Here is a 21,364-nt window from a genome sequence, read left to right as displayed (position 1 = left end):
CGGCTGTTCAACGGGCTGATCACATGTTGATCATGTGACCGGCCAGCCCGTGGATCGCCTCCTTGACCGCCTCGCCCAGCGTCGGGTGCGCGTGCACGTTGCGGGCGACCTCGTGCACGGTGAGGTCCCACTGCTGGGCCAGCGTCAGCTCCGGCAGCAGCTCGGTGACCTCGGGACCGATCAGGTGGGCGCCGAGCAGCTCGCCGTGGGTGCCGTCGCTGATGACCTTGACGAAGCCGATCGGGTGCCCGAGGCCGTGCGCCTTGCCGTTGGCGGTGAACGGGAACTTGGAGACCTTGACGTCGTGCCCCAGCTCGCGGGCCTGCGCCTCGGTGTAGCCGAAGCTCGCGATCTGCGGCTGGCAGTAGGTCGCGCGCGGGATCATCGCGAAGTCCACCTCCATGGTCTCCGCGTCGCCGATCGTCTCGGCCGCGATCACGGCCATCGCCTCGGCGGCGTGCGCCAGCATCAGCTTGGCGGTGACGTCACCGATGGCGAAGATGTGCGGGACGTTGGTCCGGCCCCGGCCGTCGACCGCGATCGCGCCCCGCTCGGTGAGCTTGACGCCGGTGTTCTCCAGGCCGTAGCCGTGGACGCGCGGCGCGAAGCCGATCGCCTGGAGGACCTTGTCCGCCTCCAGGACCTGCTGCTGCCCGTCCTTGGCGGTGACGGTGACCTTGACCTTGGCGGCCGGGTCCTTGTCGTCGATCGAGTCGACCCGGGTCGAGGTGAGCACCTGGATCCCGAGCTTGCGGTACTGCTTGGCCAGCTCGGCGGAGACGTCGGCGTCCTCCAGCGGCACCATCCGGTCGAGGAACTCCACGATGGTGACCTGCACGCCGTAGTTGTGCAGCACGTAGGCGAACTCGACCCCGATCGCGCCGGCACCCGCGATGACGATGCTGCCCGGAAGGTCCTCGGTGAGGATCTGCTCCTCGTAGGTCACCACACGGTCGCTCAGGCTGGTGCCGGGCAGCAGCCGGGTGCTGGCACCGGCGGCGATGATGCAGTGGTCGAAGGTGACGACCTCGAAGCCGCCGCCGTTCAGGGCCACCTGGAGGGTGTGGTCGTCGACGAAGGTGCCGCGGCCGTCGTACTCCGTGATGCCGTTCTTCTTCATCAGGTAGTGGACGCCCTTGACCCGGCCGTCGGCGACGGTGCGGCTGCGCTTGAACGCCTCGCTGTAGTCGAAGGTGACCTTGCCCTCGACCTTGATGCCGAAGGTCTTGGCCTCCTTGGTGAAGATGTGCGCGAGTTCCGCGTTGCGCAGCAGGGCCTTGGAGGGGATGCAGCCGACGTTCAGGCAGACCCCGCCCCAGTACTTCGACTCCACGACGGCGACTTTCAGGCCGAGCTGGGCGGAGCGGACAGCCGCGGTGTACCCGCCGGGACCGGCTCCGAGAACGACGACGTCGTAGTGCGTGCTGCTGCTCATGGTGCTGATTCCTCCGAGGGTGTCACGGTGTCGTGCTCTCGCCGTCCATGGTGTCAGGCCACCGCTCCGCGCACTCGGCGGACCCCCGATCGCCCGGCAGCGGGACCCGTCCTGGCGGGATTCCGGCGGAGTTCGGTGGAATTCGGCGGGATCCACCAGGATTCAGCGGGTGCAGCGCGGCTCGGCGGGGTTCGGCGAGGGCCGACATGCGTGCGGCCCCGCCCCCCGAGAACGCGGGGGGCGGGGCCGGTGGCGAGGCAGGCCCCGGTCGGGGCCGCCCCGGGGCGATCAGGGCTGTTCAGCGGTGATCAGCGGTGATCAGGGGTGATCAGGACGCGACCTCGTGGGCGTGACCCTCCTGGAGGCCGCCGCCGCTGCCCACCTGGCCCTCGGTCTGCTTCGGCGCGACGGGCGCGGTCAGCGAGGAGAGGTCCCAGGCGTAGCGGCCGACCGCGTTGGCGATGGCGTCGATGTTGAGGTCGAAAGCGGCGAGGTCCAGGTTGTCCAGGTCGTCGCAGGCCTTGTGGTAGCACTTGTCGAAGGCGACCCCGGCGGTGCCGCCGTACCTGGCCGCCTGCTCGGCGCTCTTGATCACCTCGGCGCCGGTGTCGGTGCCGCCGGACGGGATGCCCGCCTCGATGAACGGTCCGTAGTCGGAGCGGCCGGTGAAGTCGGTGCCCTCGTGCGGGACGCTCCAGTCGTCGAGGAAGTCCGTGATCAGACGCTCGATCTGGGCGGAGCCCTCCGGGCCCGGGCCCGAGCCGACGTGGTCGGAGTCGTCGCCGTCGTAGACGAACTGGGCCGAGTTGGGCGAGGCGATCATGTCGAAGTTGAGGTAGAGCCGGATCTTCTTCTTCTCGGCCTCGGAGAGCGAGTCCACGTACGCCTCGGAGCCCTTGAGGCCGAACTCCTCGGCGGACCACCAGGCGAACCGCACCTTGTTCTTGACCGGCCGGGTGCCGAGGTTCTTGGCGACCTCGAGGATGCCGGCCGAACCGGAGCCGTTGTCGTTGATCCCGGGACCCTCGACCACCGAGTCGAGGTGGGAGCCGACCATGACGACGTTGTTCGGGTCCCCTCCGGGGGTCTCGGCCAGCACGTTCCAGGTCTTGCGCTTCTCCATGAAGGTGCGCAGGTCCAGGCTGACCGTGACCGGACCGGCGGCGGCCTTGACGACGAGGGCCTCGCCGGCCGCCTTGCTGGTGCTGCCGACCGGGAGCCGCCCGGCGTCCGGCTCCCCCAGCGTGCCGCTGAGGTCGGCGTCGGTGTTGTTGTACACGACGGCGGCGGCCGCGCCCGCGGCCGCCGCGGCCGCCTGCTTCACCGCGAAGCTGCAGCCGCCGCGCTTGATCAGCGCGACCTTGCCGGTGAAGACGCCGGCCGCGTAGTCGGAGGCCTCGCAACCCGTGGTGTCGTCCACCGGGACGACCGCGAGCTGGGCGGTGATGCCGCCCGCCGGACCGCTGAGGGAGTACGTCATGGCCTTCAGCGGCACCGTCTCGGCCTGCGGGGAGACGACGGCGAACTTCTCCGAGAGGGCCTGGAAGAAGGTGTACTCGAACTCCTGCTTGGAGACCTTCAGCCCGGCCCGGCGGGCCTGGTCGTAGACGTACTGGGCGGACTGCTCGTGACCCCGGGCGCCGGCCACCCGGGTGCCGCCGTTGCGGTCGGCGAAGCGCTGGAACGCCTCCAGGGTCCCGAAGGCGTCGTCGGCGTCACTGCCCGCGATCAGTCGGGCGGCCAGCTTCGCGCCGTTGCGGGCCGGGTCGGCGTCGGCGGCGGCACTGCCGGTACCGACCAGCAGCAGCGGGGTCACCAGCGCCGCGACCGCCAGTGCGGCGCCCGCCGTCCTGCGGGTCGGGGCGGCCTTGGAACGGGGTGCGGTGGCCGGGCGACCGGTCCGAGCGTTCAACGTGAGTCCTTCCGACAGTCTGTGGGTCTCCCGATTTGACATGCTCCGGGACGTCTTGCCAACCCCGGCGCGAAAGCTGACCGGATGCGGACACCCGGGTCTGCGGCGATCCTGGAGGAGGTGGGGCCGTCTCTTCCGGGAGTGTGACCAGATGTCCATGTTGGATAAGCTCAAGGGCCTGCTCAAGGGCCATGAGGACCAGGCCGAGAGGGGCGTGGACAAGGCCGGCGACATGATCGACGAACGGACGCAGGGCAAGTACAGCGGCCACGTCGACACGGCGCAGGACAAGATCAAGGACCAGCTGCGGGACGACCGGCCGCCGCAGTAGGCCCACCGCGTCGACCCCCCGAGCTCCAGAACCGCGGACCGTCACGCAGTCACCCGGTCCGCACCGGGCCCGTGCCCGCGCCCTTCGGCGCCCGCACGGGCCTGGTCGCATTTTCGGACTTTACATACTCATTACTATTGATCCGGTTGCGCGTTCGCGTCCTGTACGCGGTCAGGCGCCGGTGTTCTCCTGCCCCGGTGCGCCCGGCCTCGCGTCCGCGCACCACCGAGGGAACCCCCCCCTGACGAGAGGACAGCCGCCGTGTCGATCGCCCGTGTCCGAACCACTCCGCTGCCCGGTGTCGGCGTCCAGTACGACCTCACCACCCGAGAACAGCGGCACCTGTCGGTGATCGCGCACCGCGACGGCTCACGCAGCCTCAACGTCTACCGCTCGGACGACCCCGACGCCTGCTCGCAGGCGTTCCGGCTGACGGCCGAGGAGTCCGCCGCCCTGGTCGACGCCCTGACGCCGGCCCACCACAGTCCGGGCCTGCTGCACACCACCGACCTCGGCCTGGTCGCCGAGCGGCTCCCGGTCGACGGCACCTCGTACTGGAACGGGCGGCTGCTCGGCGAGACCAGGATGCGCACCGAGACCGGCGCCTCGATCGTCGCCGTGCTGCGCCGCACCGGCGCCGTCCCCTCGCCCGCACCGGACTTCCGGCTGGCCGGCGGCGACACGCTGATCGTGATCGGCACCCGCGAGGGTGTGGACGCGGCGGCGGCGATCCTGGAGAGGGAGTGATCGGGGGGTGCACACCGCCACCGTCTTCATCGAGCTCGGCTCGGTCATCCTCGTCCTCGGACTGCTCGGCCGGATCGCCGGCCGGTACGGCTTCTCACCGATCCCGCTGTACCTGCTCGGCGGCCTCGCGTTCGGCACCGGCGGACTGCTGCCGCTGAGCGCCAGCGAGGAGTTCGTCGCGACCGGGGCCGAGATCGGCGTCGTCCTGCTGCTGCTGATGCTGGGTCTGGAGTACACCGCCGCCGACCTGGTCACCAATCTGAAGGCCCAGTACCCGGCCGGCGCGGTCGACTTCCTGCTCAACGCGATACCCGGCGCGATCGCCGCGCTGCTGCTCGGCTGGGGCCCGGTGGCGGCCGTGGTGCTGGCCGGCGTCACCTGGATCTCCTCCTCGGGCGTGATCGCCAAGGTGCTGGGCGACCTCGGACGGCTGGGCAACCGGGAGACCCCGGTGATCCTCAGCATCCTGGTGCTGGAGGATCTCGCGATGGCGGTCTACCTGCCGATCCTCACCGCCCTCCTGGCCGGGGCCGGCCTCGTCGCCGGCTCGATCACCCTCGCCATCGCGCTCGCCACGGCGGGAGCGGTGCTCTTCGTCGCGCTCCGTTACGGCCGGCTGATCTCCCGTTTCGTCTCGCACGACGACCCGGAGAAGCTGCTGCTGGTGGTGCTGGGGCTGACGCTGCTGGTCGCCGGCATCGCGCAGCAGCTCCAGGTGTCGGCGGCCGTCGGCGCGTTCCTGGTCGGCATCGCGCTCTCCGGCGAGGCCGCCGAGGGCGCGCACACCCTGCTGAGCCCGCTGCGCGACCTCTTCGCGGCGGTGTTCTTCGTGTTCTTCGGCCTCAGCACCGATCCGACCAGCATCCCGCCGGTACTGCTGCCGGCACTGCTGCTCGCCGCCGTCACCGCCGTCACCAAGGTCGCCACCGGCTACTGGGCGGCCCGACGGGCGGGGATCGCCACCCGTGGACGGTGGCGGGCCGGCGGGGCGCTGGTGTCCCGGGGCGAGTTCTCGATCGTCATCGCCGGGCTGGCCGTGACGGCCGGGATCGAGCCCGGGCTCGGGCCGCTGGCCACGGCGTACGTGCTGATCCTGGTGGTCACCGGACCGCTGGCCGCGCGGTACACCCAGCCCGCCGTGGAGCGGCTGGGCGCGGTGGTCGCGCGACGGCGGGGCACCTGGACGCCGGAGGCGCGAGTGGGCGCGACGGGCGCGGTGGTTACGAAGGGCGCGGTAGGCGCGGCGGGCGGGAGTGCCGCCGCGCCGGCCGCCGGGGCGGTGCTGCCCCCGCAGGCTCCGGAACCGGAGCCGGTGGAGGACTCGCCGGACGCCGAAGGCGCGCTGGAACCCGGTCCCGGTCAGGCCCTGGACGGACTGTCACGCTGACCCCGGGGCGCCCGCGCCCGTAGGACGCCGCCCCCCGGCGTGCCCGACTCCCCCGCCCCCGGGCGGCTCACCTCAGGTGATCCGCCCGGGGGTTCTCGTTGCCCTGCCCCTTGGTCCCGTCCGTGCCGCTCGTCATGCTCGCCCTGCTCGTACCGTCCGTGTCGTCCGTGCCGGCTGCGCAGTACTCGCAGGGGCCGGGGCCCGGCCGCTCGCGCACCCGTCCGCAGTCCTCGCACACCCGGTCCAGCCAGCAGGCCGGTTCGCCGCCCTCGTCCATCCGGCGATTGTGCCCCCGGGGAGACCGGGAGCGCGAGTAGACAGTGTCTACTCGATCTTGATAGACACATCCCCATGACCGAACAGGACAAGTCCGTGGGCCTGCGCGCCCGTCTGGTCGCGGCCGGGGTCGAACTGCTCGCGCTCGAAGGCGTCCACGCCCTCACCCTGCGCGAGATCGCCCGCCAGGCCGGGGTCTCGCACGGCGCCCCGCGCAGGTACTTCGCCACCCACGCCGAACTGCTCGCCGCCATCGCCGGACACGGCTTCGGCGAACTGGCCACCGCGCTCGGCCTCGACGCACCGGCGCCCGCCTCCGCCCCCGCCGCCGATTCGGCCCCCCTCTCGGCCGCGGCGGCACGGGCCCGGCTCGACGACCTCGCCCGCGGCTACCTCGCCTTCGCGGCCGAACAGCCGGGCATGTTCGAGCTGATGTTCCGCCACGACGTGCTGGAGGGCAGCGGCGCCGAGCTGCGCCGCACCTCGCTCCCCCTCTTCGAGGCCGTCACCCGCCTGGTCGCCGTGATCCGCCCGCCCGCCGGGGAGGGGGACGGGGGACGGGTCGGCGACGGGGGCGCCTCGCCGCCGACCGTGGCGGCGGCGGCGCTCTGGGCCAATCTGCACGGCCTCGCCCAGCTCCGCGCCTGGGGCAGTCTCCGCCTCGCCACCGGCGGCGACAGCGTCGAACCCCTCCTCCGCGCCACCCTCGACGCCCACCTCGGACGGGACGCAGGATGACGCCCGCCCGCACCCAGCGCCTCACCCTGGTCGGCAGTGTCCTCGGCGCCGCCGTCGTCGCCCTCGACGGCACGGTGCTCACCGTCGCCCAACCCAGCCTCCGTCGAGACCTGGACACCTCCCTGGCCGCCGTGCAATGGACCAGCACCGCCTATCTGGTCACCGTGGCCGCCCTGCTCGTGTTCGCCGGCCGGCTCGGCGACCGGTTCGGCCACCGCCGCGTCTTCGCCGTCGGCGCGATCGCCTTCGGCGCCACCTCGGCGGGCATCGGTCTCGCCCCCGGCATCGGCTGGGTGATCGGCCTGCGCGTCCTCCAGGGCGTGGCGGGCGCTCTGCTCCAACCCGCGACCCTCGGACTGCTGCGGGCCGTCTACCCGGCCGAACTGCTCGCCCGGCCGATCGCCTGGCGCACCAGTGCGATCGGACTCTCGGCCGCCGCCGGCCCCTTGATCGGCGGTGCCCTGACCGACCGACTGGGCTGGCGGTCGGTCTTCTTCCTGACGGTCGTCCCCGCCGCGGTCGCCGGGGTCTCGGCCCTGCTGGTCCGGCTGCCCCCGTCGGCCGCGGGGGCCTCCGCCGACAGGCCGACCGGTGCCGACGGCGCTGCCCCGGCCCCGAGTGCCGGGCTGGACCTGCCGGGCGCCGGACTGCTGGGCGGCGCGCTGGCCGCGCTCGTGTTCACCCTCGCCGAGGTGCCCGAACACGGCCCGTCCCCGGCCGTCTGGCTCGGACTGGCGGCCGCGACGGCGCTCGGCACCGCCTTCCTCCGCCACGAACGGCGGACCCGGCACCCGCTGCTGCCGCCGACCGTCCTCCGGGCCCCGACGGTCGCCCCCGCGCTGGGCGTCCTGCTCACCGCCTCGGCGGCCCTCTTCGGCAGCCTGTTCCTCGTCACCTACTTCCTCCAGGACGAACTCGCCCTCGACCCGCTCGCCTGCGCGCTCCGGGCGCTGCCGCTCGCCCTAGCGATGGTGCTGGCCGCGCCCCTCTCGGCGGTCCTGGGCCGACGGTACGGCCCGCGCCGGACGGTGGTGGCCGGGATGTCCTCGCTCACCCTGGGGGTCCTCCTCGCCTCGGGGTTCCGCCCGGACACCCCGGTACTCGTGACCGGCGCGGCATTCCTGCTGCTGGGCGCCGGTTTCGGGGCGGTCATGGCCACCGCGACGACGGCGGTCGTCCGCGCCGCCCCGCCCGGGGCCGCCGGGGTCGCGGGCGGGCTCCAGCAGACCGCGATGAACATCGGTCCCGCTCTCGGCGTGGCCGCCGCGACCACCCTCGCCGCCGGCCGCCCACCGGCCGAAGCCCTCACCACCGCCCTGGTCGTCCTGGCGGTCGTGGCCGCCACCGGCGTGCTCTTCGCCACCCGCCTCCCGAACAGCACCACCCCGGCCGGGGCCGCGGCCGTGCCGGCGTCCGCGCACCGGGGCCGGTGGCGCTGACGCCCCGTCGCGGGCCCGGCGAGGCCCGACCGGCTGCGGCGGGCCGGCCCGTGCGGCCCCGGGAACGGCGCCTACGCCCAGTCGGGTGCCGGGTCGACGGGGAACAGGGGGCGCAGAGCGCCCACCGCGGCACCGATACAGGTGTCACGGAGTTCGGTACGACTGCAGGTCTCGTGCGCGAGCCAGTCCACGCAGAGCACCTGGACGAACACGAGCCAGGCCTTGAGCGCCGCGGAGACGGCGTCGTGGGTGCGCGCGTCGGCGAGCGGGAGCACGCCGAGCAGGCGCGACCGAAGGGCGTCCAGCTCGTCGGTCATGATCGTCCCGATGACGGGGTCGCCCGCCAGATCGCGGTTCGCCGCCAGGACCGCGTGGCGGTTCGCGAGGAAGTAGTCGAGATGGGTGTCCAGCCCCTGGGCGAGCTGCTCGACGAGCGTGGCACCGGGATCGATCCGGGTCGCCTCCAGCAGCCGATCGGCGGCCTGCCCGTAGACCGCCGCGAAAAGGGCGTGCTTGCTGGGGAAGTGACGGTAGAGCAGCGCCCGGGACACCCCCGCCTGCTGCGCCACGTCCTCCATCAGCACCTCGGCATAGGGGGCGGCGGCGAAGAGCCGGGCGCCGACACCGAGCAGTTGGGCGCGCCGGTCGGCAGGAGCGAGACGTTGGCGGGGCGGCACGCACCCAGCCTACTTGACACGTGTCAACCGCGCGGGCCTAATCTGGAGCGGGCCTAAGTAGACACACGTCAACCAGTGAGGTGGAGTCACATGGCAAGAACGCTGCGCCTGCTCGCGTGGGCGACCGGCCTCGCCTGCACCGCCATCGGACTGTTCCACGTGCTCGCGGGCAACGCGGCGATCCCGGGCGAGGCCGATGCCGGTGCCACCGTGGACAGCCTGGGCCGGTTCTTCGGCGCCGTCTTCGCCGGGTACGGCCTGGCGTGGCTGTGGGCGGCCCGACAGGATCCCGTACCCGCGCGTCCGGTGCGCCTGCTCGCGGCGGTGTTCCTGCTGGGCGGCGCGGGACGGCTGCTGTCCCTGGCCGTGCACGGGTGGCCGCACCCGTTCCAAGTGGCGCTGACCGTACTCGAACTCGCACTCCCGCCGGTCTGGTTCCGGCTGGCCGACTCCGACGAACGGGCCCACCGGCAACGGCAGCCGACCACCACCCCGGCCGCGGCGGCGCCCCGGCCCACCGGGGAAGCAGCCTAGCCCGACGTCCATCCCTCTCGTGATCCTGTCCGACGGACAAGCGATCTCGACCGCGTCGGAGGCTGGTGATCCATCGCACGGTGGTGGTGAACAGCACCAGGCCTGCCGGAAAATCGTTCGCTCCCCCTCCCGCTCTCCCACACAATCGACCAGTGGATCTGCCCTTGCTGCTTGCTGCTGTCGAACGCGAAGACGACGACGCGGCGCTCGAACTCCTCTACGACGCCACTGCGGACGACCTGGCCGGCGATGCGGCGGTGGCCCTGCTGGCCGCCGCCGCAAGGGCCGGGCGGCAGAGGATCGTCGACCACCTGGTCCTCTGGGGCGTGGACGTGAACCGCCCATGGGACGGCGGTGTGGACCCCGTGACATGGGCGGCCGAGAACGGTCGGTACCGGGTGCTGGAAGCCCTGCTGTCCCGCAGCAAGGACCCCCTGGGCAGCAACAGCCCGCACCGGCGCGCGCTGCGCACCGCACGGGGAGCCCTCTCGTCAAAGGTGGGGACAGGGAGCGAGCCGCCGCCCGCGCACTGGGCGGTCGTCACCGACCTGGAAGCCGCCCTGGGCGTCCACCACTCGCCGGACGAGCTGATGGCCCGCGCCCTGGTGCACGCCGACCCCGACCACGACGACTGGTTCGCCTCCGTCTTCCACCTGGGGCTCCGGATCGACCGGGAAACCTTCGACTGGGCCCTCGCAACAGCCCAGGACACATCCGACCGCGACCGCAGGCACTTCGCGCTCGACACGATCACCCATCTGGGAATCGGGCTGAGCCTCAGCATGGACGAGGACATCACCGAACTCCCCTTCAGCCGCGAGGCGGAGGACTTCCTGCGCCCGCTGCTCAGCAGCGAGCAGGATCCCCGTACCCTCTCCACCGTCATCGCCGCCTTCGCCGAACACTGCTCCGGTGACACGATCCCGGCGGTGCTGCCCCACGCCGACCACCCCGACCCGCATGTCCGCATGACCGTCTCTGCGATTCTCCGCACCCGTACGACCGAACAGCGGGAAGCCTTTGCCGCCCTGACTCGACTGGCCGACGACCACGTATCGACAATCCGGACCATCGCCCTCGGGTTCCTCGCCATGAGCACCGCCGACACCCCCGCGCTGCGCGCCGTCCTCGCCGCGCACCTGGCGGACCCGTGCTTCGATGCCAGGCTCGAAGCCGCCGCAGGCCTGGCTCTGCGCGACGACGAACGCGGCCTGGCGACCCTCGACGTGATCCGCTCCGGCATCAAGAACATGAACAGCCCAGGCTGGGGCCGCCTCTCCGACCTCACCCACCTCCTGCGCGCGCGTTCCGAAGCAGCCGGAGCAACCACCCAGGACCACTGACCGCCCCTGGACACGACCACGTGGCAGCCTCGCACCGGTCAGGATCGCCTGTCAGCGGAGTGCGCCACGGGCTGGCACACGAGCGCAGGTGAAGACCTCCTCCGCCGGGCCGTCTCAGCGGTTCGGGGAAGCCGGGGGCAGCCTGATCCGGGGAACGCCGGGGAGGGCGGCAAGGAAGCCCCGGCAACGGCAGGACGCGCCGGGACCACCGGGCGGTGCGGGTCCGTCCAGCGAGGCCGGACGGTGCAGGGAGGTCGGACATCAACACCGGCCGAAATGCCGACACCCTCCGGACCGGCCTCGGCCGGACTCCCGGTTCCACGAACCCGCACCCCGCGGCCCGCTAAGACCTGGACCTGCTCCTGACCATCGGCGAGCCCTGCCACGGACTCGCCCACCACCAGGTCGGCACCAGGCCACGGCGCACTGGAACAATCACAAGCCCGGAGCCCGTCCCTCAACCACTGGAACGGTGCGGCCCTGGGCAGGAAGACGGGCCCATGACCATTGAGACCGACCCTTGTCGAGATTTCGGAGCCGTTGAGCAGGTCCTTGCCGACAGTCCGGGCCGGGAGTGGCCGACGGATGCACTGGCTCGGGGCAGTCGAGTGCTCGTGCTGCGTGACGCCACGTGGGACGGGCCGTGGAAACGTGGGTTCCGGGGCACGATCGACGGTCTCACCGTCCCGTTGCCCGTGCAACATCCTCACGCCCTTGCCGGCGAGTTGGCCTACTGGGTCCGCTTCGACGAGCCGGAGTTCGACAGCGACGGAGCCGGCCCTTACCGCAAGGCCTTGATCTGGGGCCGCTACCTGAGGCCGGATGTTTCGGCCCAGCGGTAGGACACGCGGTACTCGTCCGGGCCGACCTCCACATCGGTCGATCACGATCCCCCGTCTGCGGTCGGTGAGGGCAGAACGGGCGGGACGGTGCGGCCCGTTGGACCGGATCGCGTCGGTGGGAGCCGGGACGCGTGGGAGGACGACCAGCACGACGTTCCGGGTGCGGTCCGGGTGGCGTTCGAGGTCGAATCAGGCCCGGCAGGTCCAGTCGGCGGATCTCCGTGCGGGTGGCCGGCTCCCCCGTCGCGTTGAGCAGCTAGCCTCCGACGGCGGCCCGGACGAACCGTCGGAGGTGGGCGCGCACCAGGTCGGGCTGCTCGAGCCAGGGCTCGTGCCCCGCTTCGTCGATCCGGGTCAGCGGAAGGCCCAGCCGGAGCGCGAGCGACTCGAGGGCCGACACGGGGCGCGGGTCGTCGACCCCGGCGAGGAGTTCGGCCCGCGCCGGCAGGCATGCGCGCAGTTCGGCGAGGTGCCCGTCGAGCGGATCGGCGCGTCCTTCCGTTCCGAGTTCGGCATTCATGGACCAGTTGACCGGCCGACGCCGCCGGGCGCCCTCGGCCGCCCAGCGCCAGCCGGGTTCGGGGTCCGAGTGATCGGTGAACCAGGCCAGGGTGAGCAGTTCGACCTCCTGCTCCTCCGTACGGTGCGGCAACTCCTCCAACTCGCGGAGCCGCTGCCGCTGGGCCGCGGACATCCGGCGGCCGCGCTCGGCCCGCTCCTCGGTACGCCAGTCACCGACGAACGGCCCGCACATCAGCAGCACGGCGCGCACCCGGTCCGGGTGCCGCAGACAGAACCGGCTCGCCAGACCGGTGCCGTAGGAGTGGCCGATCAGCACGGCCTCGGACAGCTCCCACGCGTCGAGGAGTTCGGCGAGGTCCTCGACGTGCCGGGCGAGGGAATGACGGCCCCGCCAGCCGGATCGCCCCGTGCCGCGCTGGTCGTACCGGTACACGGGCGCGAGGTCGGCGACCATGGGGGCGAGACCGCCCAGATAGTCCGGCAGGCCGGGACCACCGTGGAGCAGGACCGCGGCCGGCCGCCGGGTCGTGTCCCCCAGGGCCTTCCAGTGCACCTGCGCCCCGTCGGTCAGCGACACGAGGCCCTGCGTCGTCGGAGTCACCGCTCGAAGGTTAGTGGCGTCGCTGACGCTGCGCCAAGGTCGTGCTTCCGGCGAGGAGATCGGGTCGGAGTTGTTGGATCCGGACGGTGGGACCGGAGTGTTCGGCGGGTCGGATTCAGCGGCGGACGAAGTAGGTGGCGGTGTCGCGATTGCCGAGCCAGCGGAGGGTGAGGGGGCAGCGGGAGAGTGGGCGCCAGTGGGTGGTCAGTTCGGTGAAGAAGTCCCGGTCGGCGCAGAGGCCGCCGGGGCGGTCGCCCAGGTACAGCAGACCTGGCCCCCGGTAGGCGCGCAGGGTGTCGGCGGCCATCGGGTCCCGGTGCGGCGGCCAGAGCATGGCGAGCACCCGGTCGGGGTGGGCGGCGGCGTCCGCGGCGGCCCGGCCGGGCCGGACCTCGGTGTACTGGAAGCGGTCGGTGAAGCCGTTCCGTTCGGTTCGGGCCTCGGCGTCGGTGGCGAGCACGTCGACACCGCGGGCCCGCAACAGCCAGGCCCAGTAGCCGCTGCCCGCGCCCACCTCCAGCAGACCCCGGCCGTCCAGGCAGGTCGTGATCCAGTCCAGGGCGGTGCGGGAGGCCAGGGCCCAGCTGTAGACCCGGGAGAGCTCCTGCCGCCGGGGCAGCGCGGGGCCCGTCCCGGCGGGCAGGTGGTCGAACACCTCGACGACCGGTCGCGCCCGGCTGCCGTGGCGGAGTGCCGGGTACCACAGCAGCGGCACCATCTGCGGGTTGTGCGCCGCGAACTCGACGTCCCGCTCGGGCAGCAGGTCGCCGAGTTGCCGGAACGGCCGGCCCCACCCGGGGTGGTGCAGTTCGTCGCGGTCGGCCCAGAGGCGGATCAGCCGCTCGGCCGTCCCGGCGACCATCAGGGCGGTGGGGTCGCCGGCGACGGTGCCCGCCCCGGGGTGCCCGGGTGCGGCCGTCGGCTCGGTCATGGGTGGAGTCCGGTGCGCGGTCAGAGTGCCATGTGGTCCTGGACCGCGAGCCCGTCGGAGCCGTCGACGGGCTGCCCGGACAGGGCTATGTGCGCCTCGACGACGATGCCGGGAGCGGTGCGCGGCTCCTGGACCGCGCTGACGCCGCTCACCACGGCGGCGGCCGCGAGCGCCGCCGTGGCGGCACTGATGAGGGCGGTGTGACGGCTGTTCGGTTCCATGGCGCACGCTCCGGTCTCGGCGGTCGATCGCATGCAGCTTAAGCAGGCGCCTTCCGCTCGATCAATCGAATTTCTGACGCCTCCTCAGTCCCGTTCCGGACCGGTTCGTCCCCGACGGCGCCGATCCGGCGGCGGGGCACCGGGACCAGGAGCAGCGCGAGTTGGACCAGGGCACCGATCGTCGTACCGGCCCAGAGGCCGCTGATCCCGAACGGGCCCGAAAGGGCGGCACCGGAAGCGAGCTGCGCGGCGAGGCCGACCAGCACCGCGACCACCGGCCGCCGTCCGTCGCCGGCCGCCTGGCGCACTCCGCCGAGGGCGACCACCAGCGCGTAGGGCAGCAGGTAGCAGCCGGCCGCCCGCAGGAAGCCGACGGCCTCGCCGGTCACGGCCGGGTCGTCCGTGAACAGCGCGGTCACCGGTCGCGCGGCCGCCACGCAGAGCAGGGCCGCGCCCGCGCCGAGGGCCCCGGCCAGCACGGCGGTGTCGCGGGCGAGGGAGCGCACGGCGGCGGCGGGGTCGACCCCGGCCTGCCGCGCCGCGCCGGTCAGCCGGGCGGCCTCGATGGCGGCGGCCTGCCGGACGGCGTAGAAGGCCATGGTGACGATCAGCAGGACGCGGTAGCCCACCCCGTACCCGGCCACGGCCGACACGCCGAAGGCCGCGACCAGGCCGAGCTGGACGGCCCCGACGCCCATCCGGGCGGTGAAGTCCAGGCCGAACGGCGCGCCGGTCGCGGTGATCGCACGCCCCTCCGCGCGCAGCCCGCCCGCCGGGGCCGGCAGTCGGTGACGGCGGCGGAGCAGGGCGGCGACGGCGAGCGCGACGGCCCGGGAGGCGGTCAGCGCCAGCGCCGCGCCGGTGACGCCGAGCGCCGGGAACGGGCCGGGCCCGAGGATCAGCACCGGGTCCAGGGCGAGCAGCAGGGCATTGCCGAGCAGGGCCGTCCGCAGCGGCGTCCGGGTGTCGCCGACGCCCTTGAACAGCTCGTCGGCGATCCGCTGGGCGAAGAACAGGGCGAAGGCCGGGAAGGACACGGTGAACCAGTCGGCGGCGAGCGCGGCGGCCTCGCCGTCCAGGAAGGCGCCGGCGATCCGGTGCCGGGCCAGGAAGCCGGGGACGGCGATCAGGAGGCTGCCGAGCGCGCAGAGCCGCCACGCGGCCCGGGCGACGCGCCCGGCCCCGGCCGGGTCGCCGGCGCCGTGGGCGTGCGCGAGCCGCACGGTGGTGCCGGAGGCGACCACCAGGACCAGGCCGAGCAGCAGGTTCTCCACCGTGCCGGCCAGGGTGACGGCCGCCACCGCCGGCGCGCCCAGTCCGGCCACCCAGTAGGCGCCGACGACGGAGGCGACCACCCCCGAGAGCAGTTCCCCGTAGACCGGTCCCGCCAGCGCCACGAGCCGTGGCAGATGCCCCCGCATGCTTCCTCCGCTGTCCCCGTCGGCCTTCGGCGTCGATGACCTCGAATAGAGATACATCGAATCGAGGCACATCGGCAAGAGGTATCCTGGCGCCGTCACGGAGCGCGCGGCCACGAGCTGCGGACCGCCGGTCCGGACGGGAACGCCGACGCCGGCGGAACGCCACGGAGGCGAGCCACTCGCGAAGGCGAACCACCTGCGAAGGCGAACCACCCACGGAGGCGAGCCGCCGCACCCGTGACCGACCGCCGCGACCACCGCGACGGCGACGCGCCACGCCGCCGGAACATCACGACGATGGAGGACCCCCGACCGTGCTGACGCTCGCGATCCTCGGTTTCCTGCACGACGAGCCGCTGCACGGCTACCAGCTGAAAGCCCTGATCACCGGCCTGACCGGCCATGTCCGGCCGGTCAGCGACGGCGCGCTCTACCCCGCGATCACGCGACTGGAGAAGGCCGGACTGCTGCTGCGGCGCACCGAGCCGGGCACCGGAGCCGCCCCCCGGCAGGTCCTCGAGCTGACCGCCGAGGGGCGCGCCGAGCTGCAACGGCGACTCGCCGAGCCGACCGAGGTCGAGATCTCCGACCAGATCCGCTTCTTCACCGTCGCCACCTTCCTGGACCGGCTGGCCGACCCGGCCCGACAGGCCGCCGTCCTCGGGCGACGGCTCGCCTTCCTGGAGGCGCCGAGCAGTTTCTTCTACGACGCCGACGGACTCCCGGTCACCGCCGAACGGGAACCCAACCCGTTCCGGCGCGGCATCCTGCTGGTCGCCCGGGCCTCCGGGGCGGCGGAGCGGGCCTGGCTGACCGAGACGATCGCCGAACTGGAACACAGCCTTCCGAATACCTGAGCGGACTCCCGGACACGATGCTCCCGGGGGGCTCCCGTCGGCCCCGCGGGTGGCTATGATGACCGCCACCCCCGCGGCCGGACCCGTCCGGCACCCCGGCGCCGGCCGCGAGTGGCCAGGTCACGGGCCGGTACCCGACCCGCGCCGTCCGCACCCGAGGGAGACCGCCGTGCCCAGTGCCGACATCGCCGACGCCGCGGACACCACGCCCAGCGCCGGCGCCACCCGGTCCGCGACCGGCGGCGGACCGGGCGCTGCCCGGGGCGTCGCGCGCCGGGAGGACATCCCGGGCTGGTTCTTCCGGCTGGACCAGGAGGCCTTCGGGCACCTCCTCACTGCCCAGAGCACGGCCGGCACCACCGGCGACATCCTCGAACTCGGCAGCTATCTGGGGCGCAGCGCCGTCCTGCTCGGCGACCACCTGCGGCCGGGCGAGCGCCTGACGGTCTGCGACCTGTTCGACTCGGACGCGGGCGACGCCGACAACGCCGCCGAGATGACGATGTCCTACCGGACCACGCTGACCAGGAGCGGCTTCGAGGCGAACTACCTCGCGTTCCATCCGGAGCTGCCGACCATCGTGCAGGCGCCGACCTCGGTACTGGCCGACGGCCGGGTCCCGGAGGGCAGCTGCCGTTTCGTCCACATCGACGCCTCCCACCTCTACGAACACGTGGCGGGGGACATCGCGGTGGCGCGGCGGGCACTGTCCGGGACCGGCCTGGTGGTGCTGGACGACTACCGCTCGGAGCACACGCCCGGCGTGTCGGCGGCGGTCTGGCAGGCGGTGTTCACCGGCGGGCTGCGGCCCGTGCTGCTGACGCCGATGAAGTTCTACGGGACCTGGGGCGACCCGGAGCCGGTCCGGCGGGCGCTGCTCGCGCGCGACTGGCGGGCGGAGGGGTTCACGGTGGACGAGGACACCATCGCCGGCGCGTCGGTGCTGCGCCTCAACAACGCGGTCCGTCCGGCGGTGCGGCGCTCGGGTGCGCGCCGGCTGCTGCTCGACCTGCTGCCGCCGGTCGCCACCCGGTCGGTCCGGCGGGTACTGGGCACGTTGCGCGGGCGGCGGGGGCCAGGAGCGTAGCGGACGCGGCGGGGCCGGGGCACCGCGGACGCGCCGTGGAGCGGCCGGGCCGCCGATAGGGTCGGCCGGTCGGGCCCGCCGACCGGGCGGGCCGGACGCCACACCCGTGGAGGGCTCCGAAGTGCCGTCGAGAACGCCCGATCTGCCGCACCCGCCGCACGTCCCCGAGTCCGCCGGGCCCGCTCGGCCCGCCCGACCTCCGCAGCTCCCGCAGCTCCCGCACCTCCCCCGGCTCCCGTCGGACGAGGACCTGGTCGACGCACTGCTGGCGCTCGCGGTGCCGTTCGAGGAGGTGAACGGCCTGCTGGCGGCCCGCACCCGGCTGCACCGCGACCGGGGACTGCGGACGTTCTTCGAGGAGATGCTGCGCACGCAGGCCGCAGCTGTGGGAACGCTCGGGCAACCGGCCGGGCTGGAGCGCGACTGGGCCGCCGGAACGGCCGGCGGCGAGGGTCTCGCCGCGCTGCTGTTCGTGGCACTGGCCCCGCTCGCCCGCGCGCACCACCGGGCGCTCGGCATCCCGGCGGAGGTGACCGCGTCGACGCTGGCCGACCTCGGCCGGCAGCTCGCGGTCAGCCGGTGGCGCGGCCGTGCCGGACTGGGCAACGCGCGCTGGCTGACGCTGCACTTCCGGGGCGAGCTGTTCCAACTCGGCCGCCTCCAGTTCCAGCGCACCCGCCTCAGGGGCGGGGACTCCCCGGCGGCCCGGACCCCGGACGCCTCGGCGGTGCTGGCAGCGGACGCCGAGGCCGCCCGGGCCGCGGGCGTCGAGGGGTGGAGCCTGCAGCTGCACATCCCCGACCACTGCGGGCCGCTCTCCCCCGCGGCCTGCGACCGCGCACTGGAGCGGGCGCGGGCGTTCTTCCCCCGGCACTTCCCCGGGGAGCCGTACCGAGGTTGCCACATCTTCTCCTGGCTGCTCGATCCACAGCTCGCGGACCATCTGCCGGCCGAATCGAACATCATCCGGTTCCAGCGGCGGTTCTCCCCGCTGGAACGGCCGGACCGGCCGCCGGTGCCCGAGGACACCAATCCGCTGAAGTTCGTCTTCGGCGACATCGACCGGCCGCTGGACTCCCTCCCCCGCGACACCGTCGTCCAGCGCGTCCTGGTCGACCATCTGCGGGCGGGCGGCCACTGGTACGTGCGGGGCGGCCGGCTGCCGCTCGGGACCGCCGCCCCTGGTGTGCCTCTGGCCGCGCCCTCAGCCGCACCCCCGGCCGTGCCCCCGGCGGTCGAGCCGGCAGCGGATCGCTGAATACAGATCAGACGACATTATCTTTCAGATAAATCTGACCGGCTTCACCCCAATGAGGGAACATCCATTAAAGATTTGCCCACGGAACATTAAAGGGCGCATAGTGATGATGCCTCAGTTGGACATAGGAATGGCCAAGCTTCGGCAAAGTCCCGTGCGTGTCGCGCATGGATCCCCGGCAGAAGAGGAGATGGCGTTGCGTCACGAGAACCTTCACGGCAGCTACGGGCAGCGGCTGCGCGAGCAGATCGCCGCCCCGGGGACGACCCCGCTCATCGGGGTGTACGACATGTACTCCGCCTCCATCGCGGCCGAGCACTACGACGGCATGTTCGTCTCCGGCTTCGGCTTCGCGGCCTCCTACTACGGACTGCCCGACATCGGCTTCATCGCCTGGCCGGACATGGTCGCCTTCGTCGAGCGGCTGCGCGGCGCCTTCCCCCGGCACCACCTGCTGGTCGACATCGACGACGGCTACGTCGACCCGGAGGTGGCTTGCCACGTGGTACGGCGGCTGGAGCGGATCGGCGCCTCGGGCGTCATCCTGGAGGACCAGAAGCGGCCGCGCCGCTGCGGCCACGCCGACGGCAAGCAGGTCCTCCCCCTCGAGGAGTACCTGGAGAAGCTCGACCAGGTGCTCGCGGCCCGCACCGATCTCCTCGTGGTCGCCCGCACGGACGCCACCGAGGAGACCGACATCCTGCGCCGGGCCGAGGCCCTCGCCGCCACCGGTGCGGACGTGGTGCTGGTCGACGGCGTGCGCAGCGAGGAGTGGATCCGGAGGATCCGCCGGGTGGTGGGTGACAAGCCGCTGCTGTTCAACCAGATCGCCGGCGGCAAGTCGCCCCGGCTGTCGCTCTCCGAGCTGGGCGCGCTCGGGGTGGACGTGGCCATCTACAGCACGCCGTGCCTGTTCGCCGCCCACCGCGCGATGGACGAGGCACTCGCCGGCCTCAAGGTCGCGGACGGCCGACTGCCGGCCGAGGCCGGGGGGCGGGAGCCGATCGGCGTCCGCGAATCCACCGAGCTGCTGGAGCGGAACATCGCCCGTGTCCCGACGCGCGAGGAGGTGGGCGTGTGACGCTCCGGCGGCCAGGGCCGGCCGTGCCGATCCTGGCCGAGGCGCCCTCGCGCCGGGGCCGCCACCGGGTGCTGGCCGTGGGGCTGGCGCTGGCGGCCTGGGCCCTGCTCGGCTGCGCCGTCCCGGGCGCGGCCGTCGGGGCGGGCAGTCTCCTCACCGTGATCGACAACTCCGGGGCGGACTCGATCGTCGAGATCGACCGGACGGCCGATCTCCTGTTCGGTCACGGCTCCGCCGGCAGCGATCACGACGGCCCGACCTCGGTGGTGCCCGGCCTGCTGGGCCTCACCGGAGGCACTGCGGCGTCCCCAGCAGCGGAGGAGGACGAGGAGTGACCACGGTCGGTCAGCACCGCTCGCCGCCGCCGGCGGAGGCACCGAGCCCTCCAGTGGGCAGCGGCGAACGACGACGGCCGTGGTGGCGACTGCTCGACCCCTATGTAGCCGCGCTGGCCGGGGCGGTGGCACTGGCCGCGCTGTTTCCGGCCTCCGGACGGGCGGCGCACTGGGCCGAGCTGGCCTGCGAGTTCGCGGTGGGGCTGCTCTTCTTCCTCTACGGGGCACGGCTGTCCACCCGGGAGACCGTCGCCGGGTTGCGGCACCTGCGGCTGCACGGCCTCGTCCTGTCCTGCACCTTCGTCCTGTTCCCCCTGCTCGGCCTCGCCGTGACGGCGCCGGCCCCCGACGCCGGGCCGCTGCGGACCGGCGTGCTGTTCCTCTGCCTGGTGCCGTCCACCGTCCAGTCCTCGGTGGCGCTGACGGCCGTCGCCCGGGGGAACGTCCCGGCCGCGATCTGCGCGGGCACCTACTCCAGCCTGGCGGGCCTGCTGCTGACGCCGCTCCTCGCGGCCTGGCTGCTGGGAGCGGACGCGGCCCTCTCGGCCGACGGACTCCTGCGGATCTGCGGCCAGTTGCTCGCGCCCTTCGTGGCGGGGCAACTGCTGCGCCCCTGGATCGGCGCATTCCTGGGCCGCCACCGCCGGGCGCTCGCCCCGGTCGACCGGGGATCGATCCTGCTGGTCGTGTACACCGCGTTCAGCGGCGCGGTCGAGCAGGGCGTGTGGGCCACCGTCACGCCGGTCGCACTGCTCGGACTGCTGGCGGTCCTGCTGTTCCTGCTGGCAGCCGCGCTCGCCTCCGCCCGGCTCGGCGCACGACTGCTCGGCCTGGACCGCGCCTCCGGTATCGCGGCGGTGCTCTGCGGCTCGCAGAAGAGCCTGGCTGCCGGGCTGCCGATGGCCGCCGTCCTCTTCGGCCCCCAGGCGGGTCTGCTGGTGCTGCCGTTGATGATGTACCACCAGTTGCAGCTCGTGGCCGGCGCATTCCTGGCCGCACGCTGGTCCCGCACGGCGTACCGCACGCCCGCCGGGGTGACGGACGGAGCGGTGAGCACCTCCGGGCCCCCGTCGGACGGACGGGAGCCCGGGGGCGATGACGCAGGGTCAGCAGGCGCTCGGGCAGAGCGTCACGTACCAGGCGGGGTTGAAGTCGAACGGGTCCTCCTTGCTCACGGCGAAGCTGCTGCGGATGGTGTGGCCGCTCCCGTCGGTGATCTTCATGAAGGCACCGCCGGTCTGGTTGTTGAACCAGGATCCGGACCCGTTCCAGTTCGCCAGGCTGTAGGTCTGGTAGTAGAAGAGGTCGAAGCGGGTGCCCTGCCAGCCGACCCGGGTGTAGAGGCAGACGTTGCCGGAGGCGCAGTCCCAGTTGACCGGGTCCGCGGGG

At 73.2% G+C, this 21,364-nt stretch carries 21 protein-coding genes and 1 pseudogene; 14 read left to right on the top strand and 8 right to left on the bottom strand.

Going from position 1 to position 21,364, the window contains the following annotated elements:
• Window positions 1–19: 19 nt before the first annotated feature.
• Together lpdA and BLU95_RS36240 are read right to left on the bottom strand one after the other, a co-directional pair.
• A complete protein-coding gene (gene lpdA, locus BLU95_RS36245; protein ID WP_093863720.1) occupies window positions 20–1,435 on the bottom strand; it encodes a dihydrolipoyl dehydrogenase in 1,416 nt (471 codons plus the stop codon).
• A 328-nt stretch (window positions 1,436–1,763) separates the two neighbouring features.
• Window positions 1,764–3,269 carry a M28 family metallopeptidase gene (locus tag BLU95_RS36240; RefSeq protein ID WP_502689876.1) on the bottom strand — a complete coding sequence of 502 codons (1,506 nt, stop codon included), beginning with the start codon at window positions 3,267–3,269 and terminating at the stop codon, window positions 1,764–1,766.
• A gap of 229 nt (window positions 3,270–3,498) precedes the next feature.
• Between BLU95_RS36240 and BLU95_RS36235 the strand changes: the two genes are divergently transcribed.
• The 3 genes from BLU95_RS36235 (at window position 3,499) to BLU95_RS36225 (ending at window position 5,812) form a co-directional block, all read left to right on the top strand.
• Window positions 3,499–3,678, top strand: a complete 180-nt coding sequence (locus BLU95_RS36235; protein ID WP_093863718.1) for an antitoxin — start codon at window positions 3,499–3,501, stop codon at window positions 3,676–3,678.
• 261 nt (window positions 3,679–3,939) lie between these two features.
• Entirely contained in the window at window positions 3,940–4,425 is a 486-nt protein-coding gene (locus BLU95_RS36230; RefSeq protein WP_093863717.1) for a cation:proton antiporter regulatory subunit, read from the top strand.
• Between the two features lie 7 nt (window positions 4,426–4,432).
• A complete protein-coding gene (locus BLU95_RS36225; protein ID WP_231978063.1) occupies window positions 4,433–5,812 on the top strand; it encodes a cation:proton antiporter in 1,380 nt (459 codons plus the stop codon).
• 67 nt (window positions 5,813–5,879) lie between these two features.
• Here the strand turns inward: BLU95_RS36225 and BLU95_RS36220 are convergent, their stop codons facing one another.
• A complete protein-coding gene (locus BLU95_RS36220; protein ID WP_093863716.1) occupies window positions 5,880–6,089 on the bottom strand; it encodes a hypothetical protein in 210 nt (69 codons plus the stop codon).
• A 74-nt stretch (window positions 6,090–6,163) separates the two neighbouring features.
• On the opposite strand from BLU95_RS36220, the gene BLU95_RS36215 reads away from it, so the two are divergent.
• Window positions 6,164–6,826, top strand: a complete 663-nt coding sequence (locus BLU95_RS36215) for a TetR/AcrR family transcriptional regulator (protein WP_093863715.1) — start codon at window positions 6,164–6,166, stop codon at window positions 6,824–6,826.
• Complete coding sequence (locus tag BLU95_RS36210; RefSeq protein ID WP_093863714.1) at window positions 6,823–8,265, top strand: MFS transporter; 1,443 nt, start codon at window positions 6,823–6,825, stop codon at window positions 8,263–8,265. The genes BLU95_RS36215 and BLU95_RS36210 overlap by 4 nt, the downstream gene beginning before the upstream one ends.
• Before the next feature lie 71 nt (window positions 8,266–8,336).
• On the opposite strand, the gene BLU95_RS36205 is transcribed toward BLU95_RS36210, so the two are convergent.
• A complete protein-coding gene (locus BLU95_RS36205) occupies window positions 8,337–8,942 on the bottom strand; it encodes a TetR/AcrR family transcriptional regulator (protein ID WP_093863713.1) in 606 nt (201 codons plus the stop codon).
• A gap of 90 nt (window positions 8,943–9,032) precedes the next feature.
• Here BLU95_RS36205 and BLU95_RS36200 point away from each other — a divergent pair, with 90 nt between their 5' ends.
• From BLU95_RS36200 to BLU95_RS36190, 3 genes are all read left to right on the top strand, one after another.
• A complete protein-coding gene (locus BLU95_RS36200; protein WP_093863712.1) occupies window positions 9,033–9,476 on the top strand; it encodes a DUF4345 domain-containing protein in 444 nt (147 codons plus the stop codon).
• Window positions 9,477–9,628: 152 nt separating this feature from the next.
• A complete protein-coding gene (locus BLU95_RS36195) occupies window positions 9,629–10,819 on the top strand; it encodes a HEAT repeat domain-containing protein (RefSeq protein WP_159425144.1) in 1,191 nt (396 codons plus the stop codon).
• A gap of 500 nt (window positions 10,820–11,319) precedes the next feature.
• Complete coding sequence (locus BLU95_RS36190) at window positions 11,320–11,661, top strand: ferrous iron transport protein A (RefSeq protein WP_093863710.1); 342 nt, start codon at window positions 11,320–11,322, stop codon at window positions 11,659–11,661.
• 256 nt (window positions 11,662–11,917) lie between these two features.
• Here the strand turns inward: BLU95_RS36190 and BLU95_RS36185 are convergent, their stop codons facing one another.
• The 4 genes from BLU95_RS36185 to BLU95_RS36170 form a co-directional block, all read right to left on the bottom strand.
• On the bottom strand, window positions 11,918–12,784 hold the full coding sequence (locus BLU95_RS36185; RefSeq protein ID WP_231978062.1) for an alpha/beta fold hydrolase: 867 nt from the start codon (window positions 12,782–12,784) through the stop codon (window positions 11,918–11,920).
• A 115-nt stretch (window positions 12,785–12,899) separates the two neighbouring features.
• Complete coding sequence (locus tag BLU95_RS36180; RefSeq protein ID WP_093863709.1) at window positions 12,900–13,715, bottom strand: class I SAM-dependent methyltransferase; 816 nt, start codon at window positions 13,713–13,715, stop codon at window positions 12,900–12,902.
• Window positions 13,716–13,735: 20 nt separating this feature from the next.
• Entirely contained in the window at window positions 13,736–13,936 is a 201-nt protein-coding gene (locus tag BLU95_RS36175; RefSeq protein ID WP_093863708.1) for a hypothetical protein, read from the bottom strand.
• A gap of 38 nt (window positions 13,937–13,974) precedes the next feature.
• Complete coding sequence (locus BLU95_RS36170) at window positions 13,975–15,357, bottom strand: MATE family efflux transporter (RefSeq protein WP_159425143.1); 1,383 nt, start codon at window positions 15,355–15,357, stop codon at window positions 13,975–13,977.
• Window positions 15,358–15,671: 314 nt separating this feature from the next.
• Here BLU95_RS36170 and BLU95_RS36165 point away from each other — a divergent pair, with 314 nt between their 5' ends.
• The 6 genes and pseudogenes from BLU95_RS36165 to BLU95_RS44660 all read left to right on the top strand — a co-directional run.
• On the top strand, window positions 15,672–16,214 hold the full coding sequence (locus BLU95_RS36165; RefSeq protein ID WP_093863706.1) for a PadR family transcriptional regulator: 543 nt from the start codon (window positions 15,672–15,674) through the stop codon (window positions 16,212–16,214).
• A 283-nt stretch (window positions 16,215–16,497) separates the two neighbouring features.
• On the top strand, window positions 16,498–17,301 hold the full coding sequence (locus BLU95_RS36160; protein WP_197698837.1) for a class I SAM-dependent methyltransferase: 804 nt from the start codon (window positions 16,498–16,500) through the stop codon (window positions 17,299–17,301).
• Window positions 17,302–17,422: 121 nt separating this feature from the next.
• Window positions 17,423–18,559, top strand: coding sequence for an acyltransferase domain-containing protein (locus BLU95_RS36155; RefSeq protein ID WP_231978061.1), 1,137 nt, complete (start codon window positions 17,423–17,425; stop codon window positions 18,557–18,559).
• 190 nt (window positions 18,560–18,749) lie between these two features.
• Window positions 18,750–19,640: an isocitrate lyase/PEP mutase family protein gene (locus tag BLU95_RS36150; RefSeq protein WP_093863704.1), complete on the top strand. Its 891-nt coding sequence runs from the start codon at window positions 18,750–18,752 to the stop codon at window positions 19,638–19,640.
• The gene (locus tag BLU95_RS36145; protein ID WP_093863703.1) at window positions 19,637–19,975 is read left to right on the top strand and encodes a hypothetical protein; all 339 of its coding nucleotides are present in this window, start codon (window positions 19,637–19,639) and stop codon (window positions 19,973–19,975) included. Before BLU95_RS36150 ends, BLU95_RS36145 begins: the two co-directional genes overlap by 4 nt.
• 53 nt (window positions 19,976–20,028) lie before the next feature.
• Window positions 20,029–20,991, top strand: a pseudogene (locus tag BLU95_RS44660) (bile acid:sodium symporter family protein); the annotation flags it as partial.
• Window positions 20,992–21,364: the final 373 nt, after the last annotated feature.

The sequence above is a fragment of the Streptomyces sp. TLI_053 genome, from assembly GCF_900105395.1.
GTDB lineage: Bacteria > Actinomycetota > Actinomycetes > Streptomycetales > Streptomycetaceae > Kitasatospora.
This window is presented reverse-complemented; position numbering and strand designations above follow the sequence as displayed.

Excerpts from the sequence above, each read along its gene's own strand:
- lpdA (WP_093863720.1), bottom strand. The coding sequence starts at position 1,435 with ATGAGCAGCAGCACGCACTACGACGTCGTCGTTCTCGGAGCCGGTCCC.
- BLU95_RS36235 (WP_093863718.1), top strand. The coding sequence starts at position 3,499 with ATGTCCATGTTGGATAAGCTCAAGGGCCTGCTCAAGGGCCATGAGGAC.
- BLU95_RS36220 (WP_093863716.1), bottom strand. The coding sequence starts at position 6,089 with ATGGACGAGGGCGGCGAACCGGCCTGCTGGCTGGACCGGGTGTGCGAG.
- BLU95_RS36215 (WP_093863715.1), top strand. The coding sequence starts at position 6,164 with ATGACCGAACAGGACAAGTCCGTGGGCCTGCGCGCCCGTCTGGTCGCG.
- BLU95_RS36210 (WP_093863714.1), top strand. The coding sequence starts at position 6,823 with ATGACGCCCGCCCGCACCCAGCGCCTCACCCTGGTCGGCAGTGTCCTC.
- BLU95_RS36200 (WP_093863712.1), top strand. The coding sequence starts at position 9,033 with ATGGCAAGAACGCTGCGCCTGCTCGCGTGGGCGACCGGCCTCGCCTGC.
- BLU95_RS36190 (WP_093863710.1), top strand. The coding sequence starts at position 11,320 with ATGACCATTGAGACCGACCCTTGTCGAGATTTCGGAGCCGTTGAGCAG.
- BLU95_RS36180 (WP_093863709.1), bottom strand. The coding sequence starts at position 13,715 with ATGACCGAGCCGACGGCCGCACCCGGGCACCCCGGGGCGGGCACCGTC.
- BLU95_RS36175 (WP_093863708.1), bottom strand. The coding sequence starts at position 13,936 with ATGGAACCGAACAGCCGTCACACCGCCCTCATCAGTGCCGCCACGGCG.
- BLU95_RS36170 (WP_159425143.1), bottom strand. The coding sequence starts at position 15,357 with ATGCGGGGGCATCTGCCACGGCTCGTGGCGCTGGCGGGACCGGTCTAC.
- BLU95_RS36150 (WP_093863704.1), top strand. The coding sequence starts at position 18,750 with ATGGCGTTGCGTCACGAGAACCTTCACGGCAGCTACGGGCAGCGGCTG.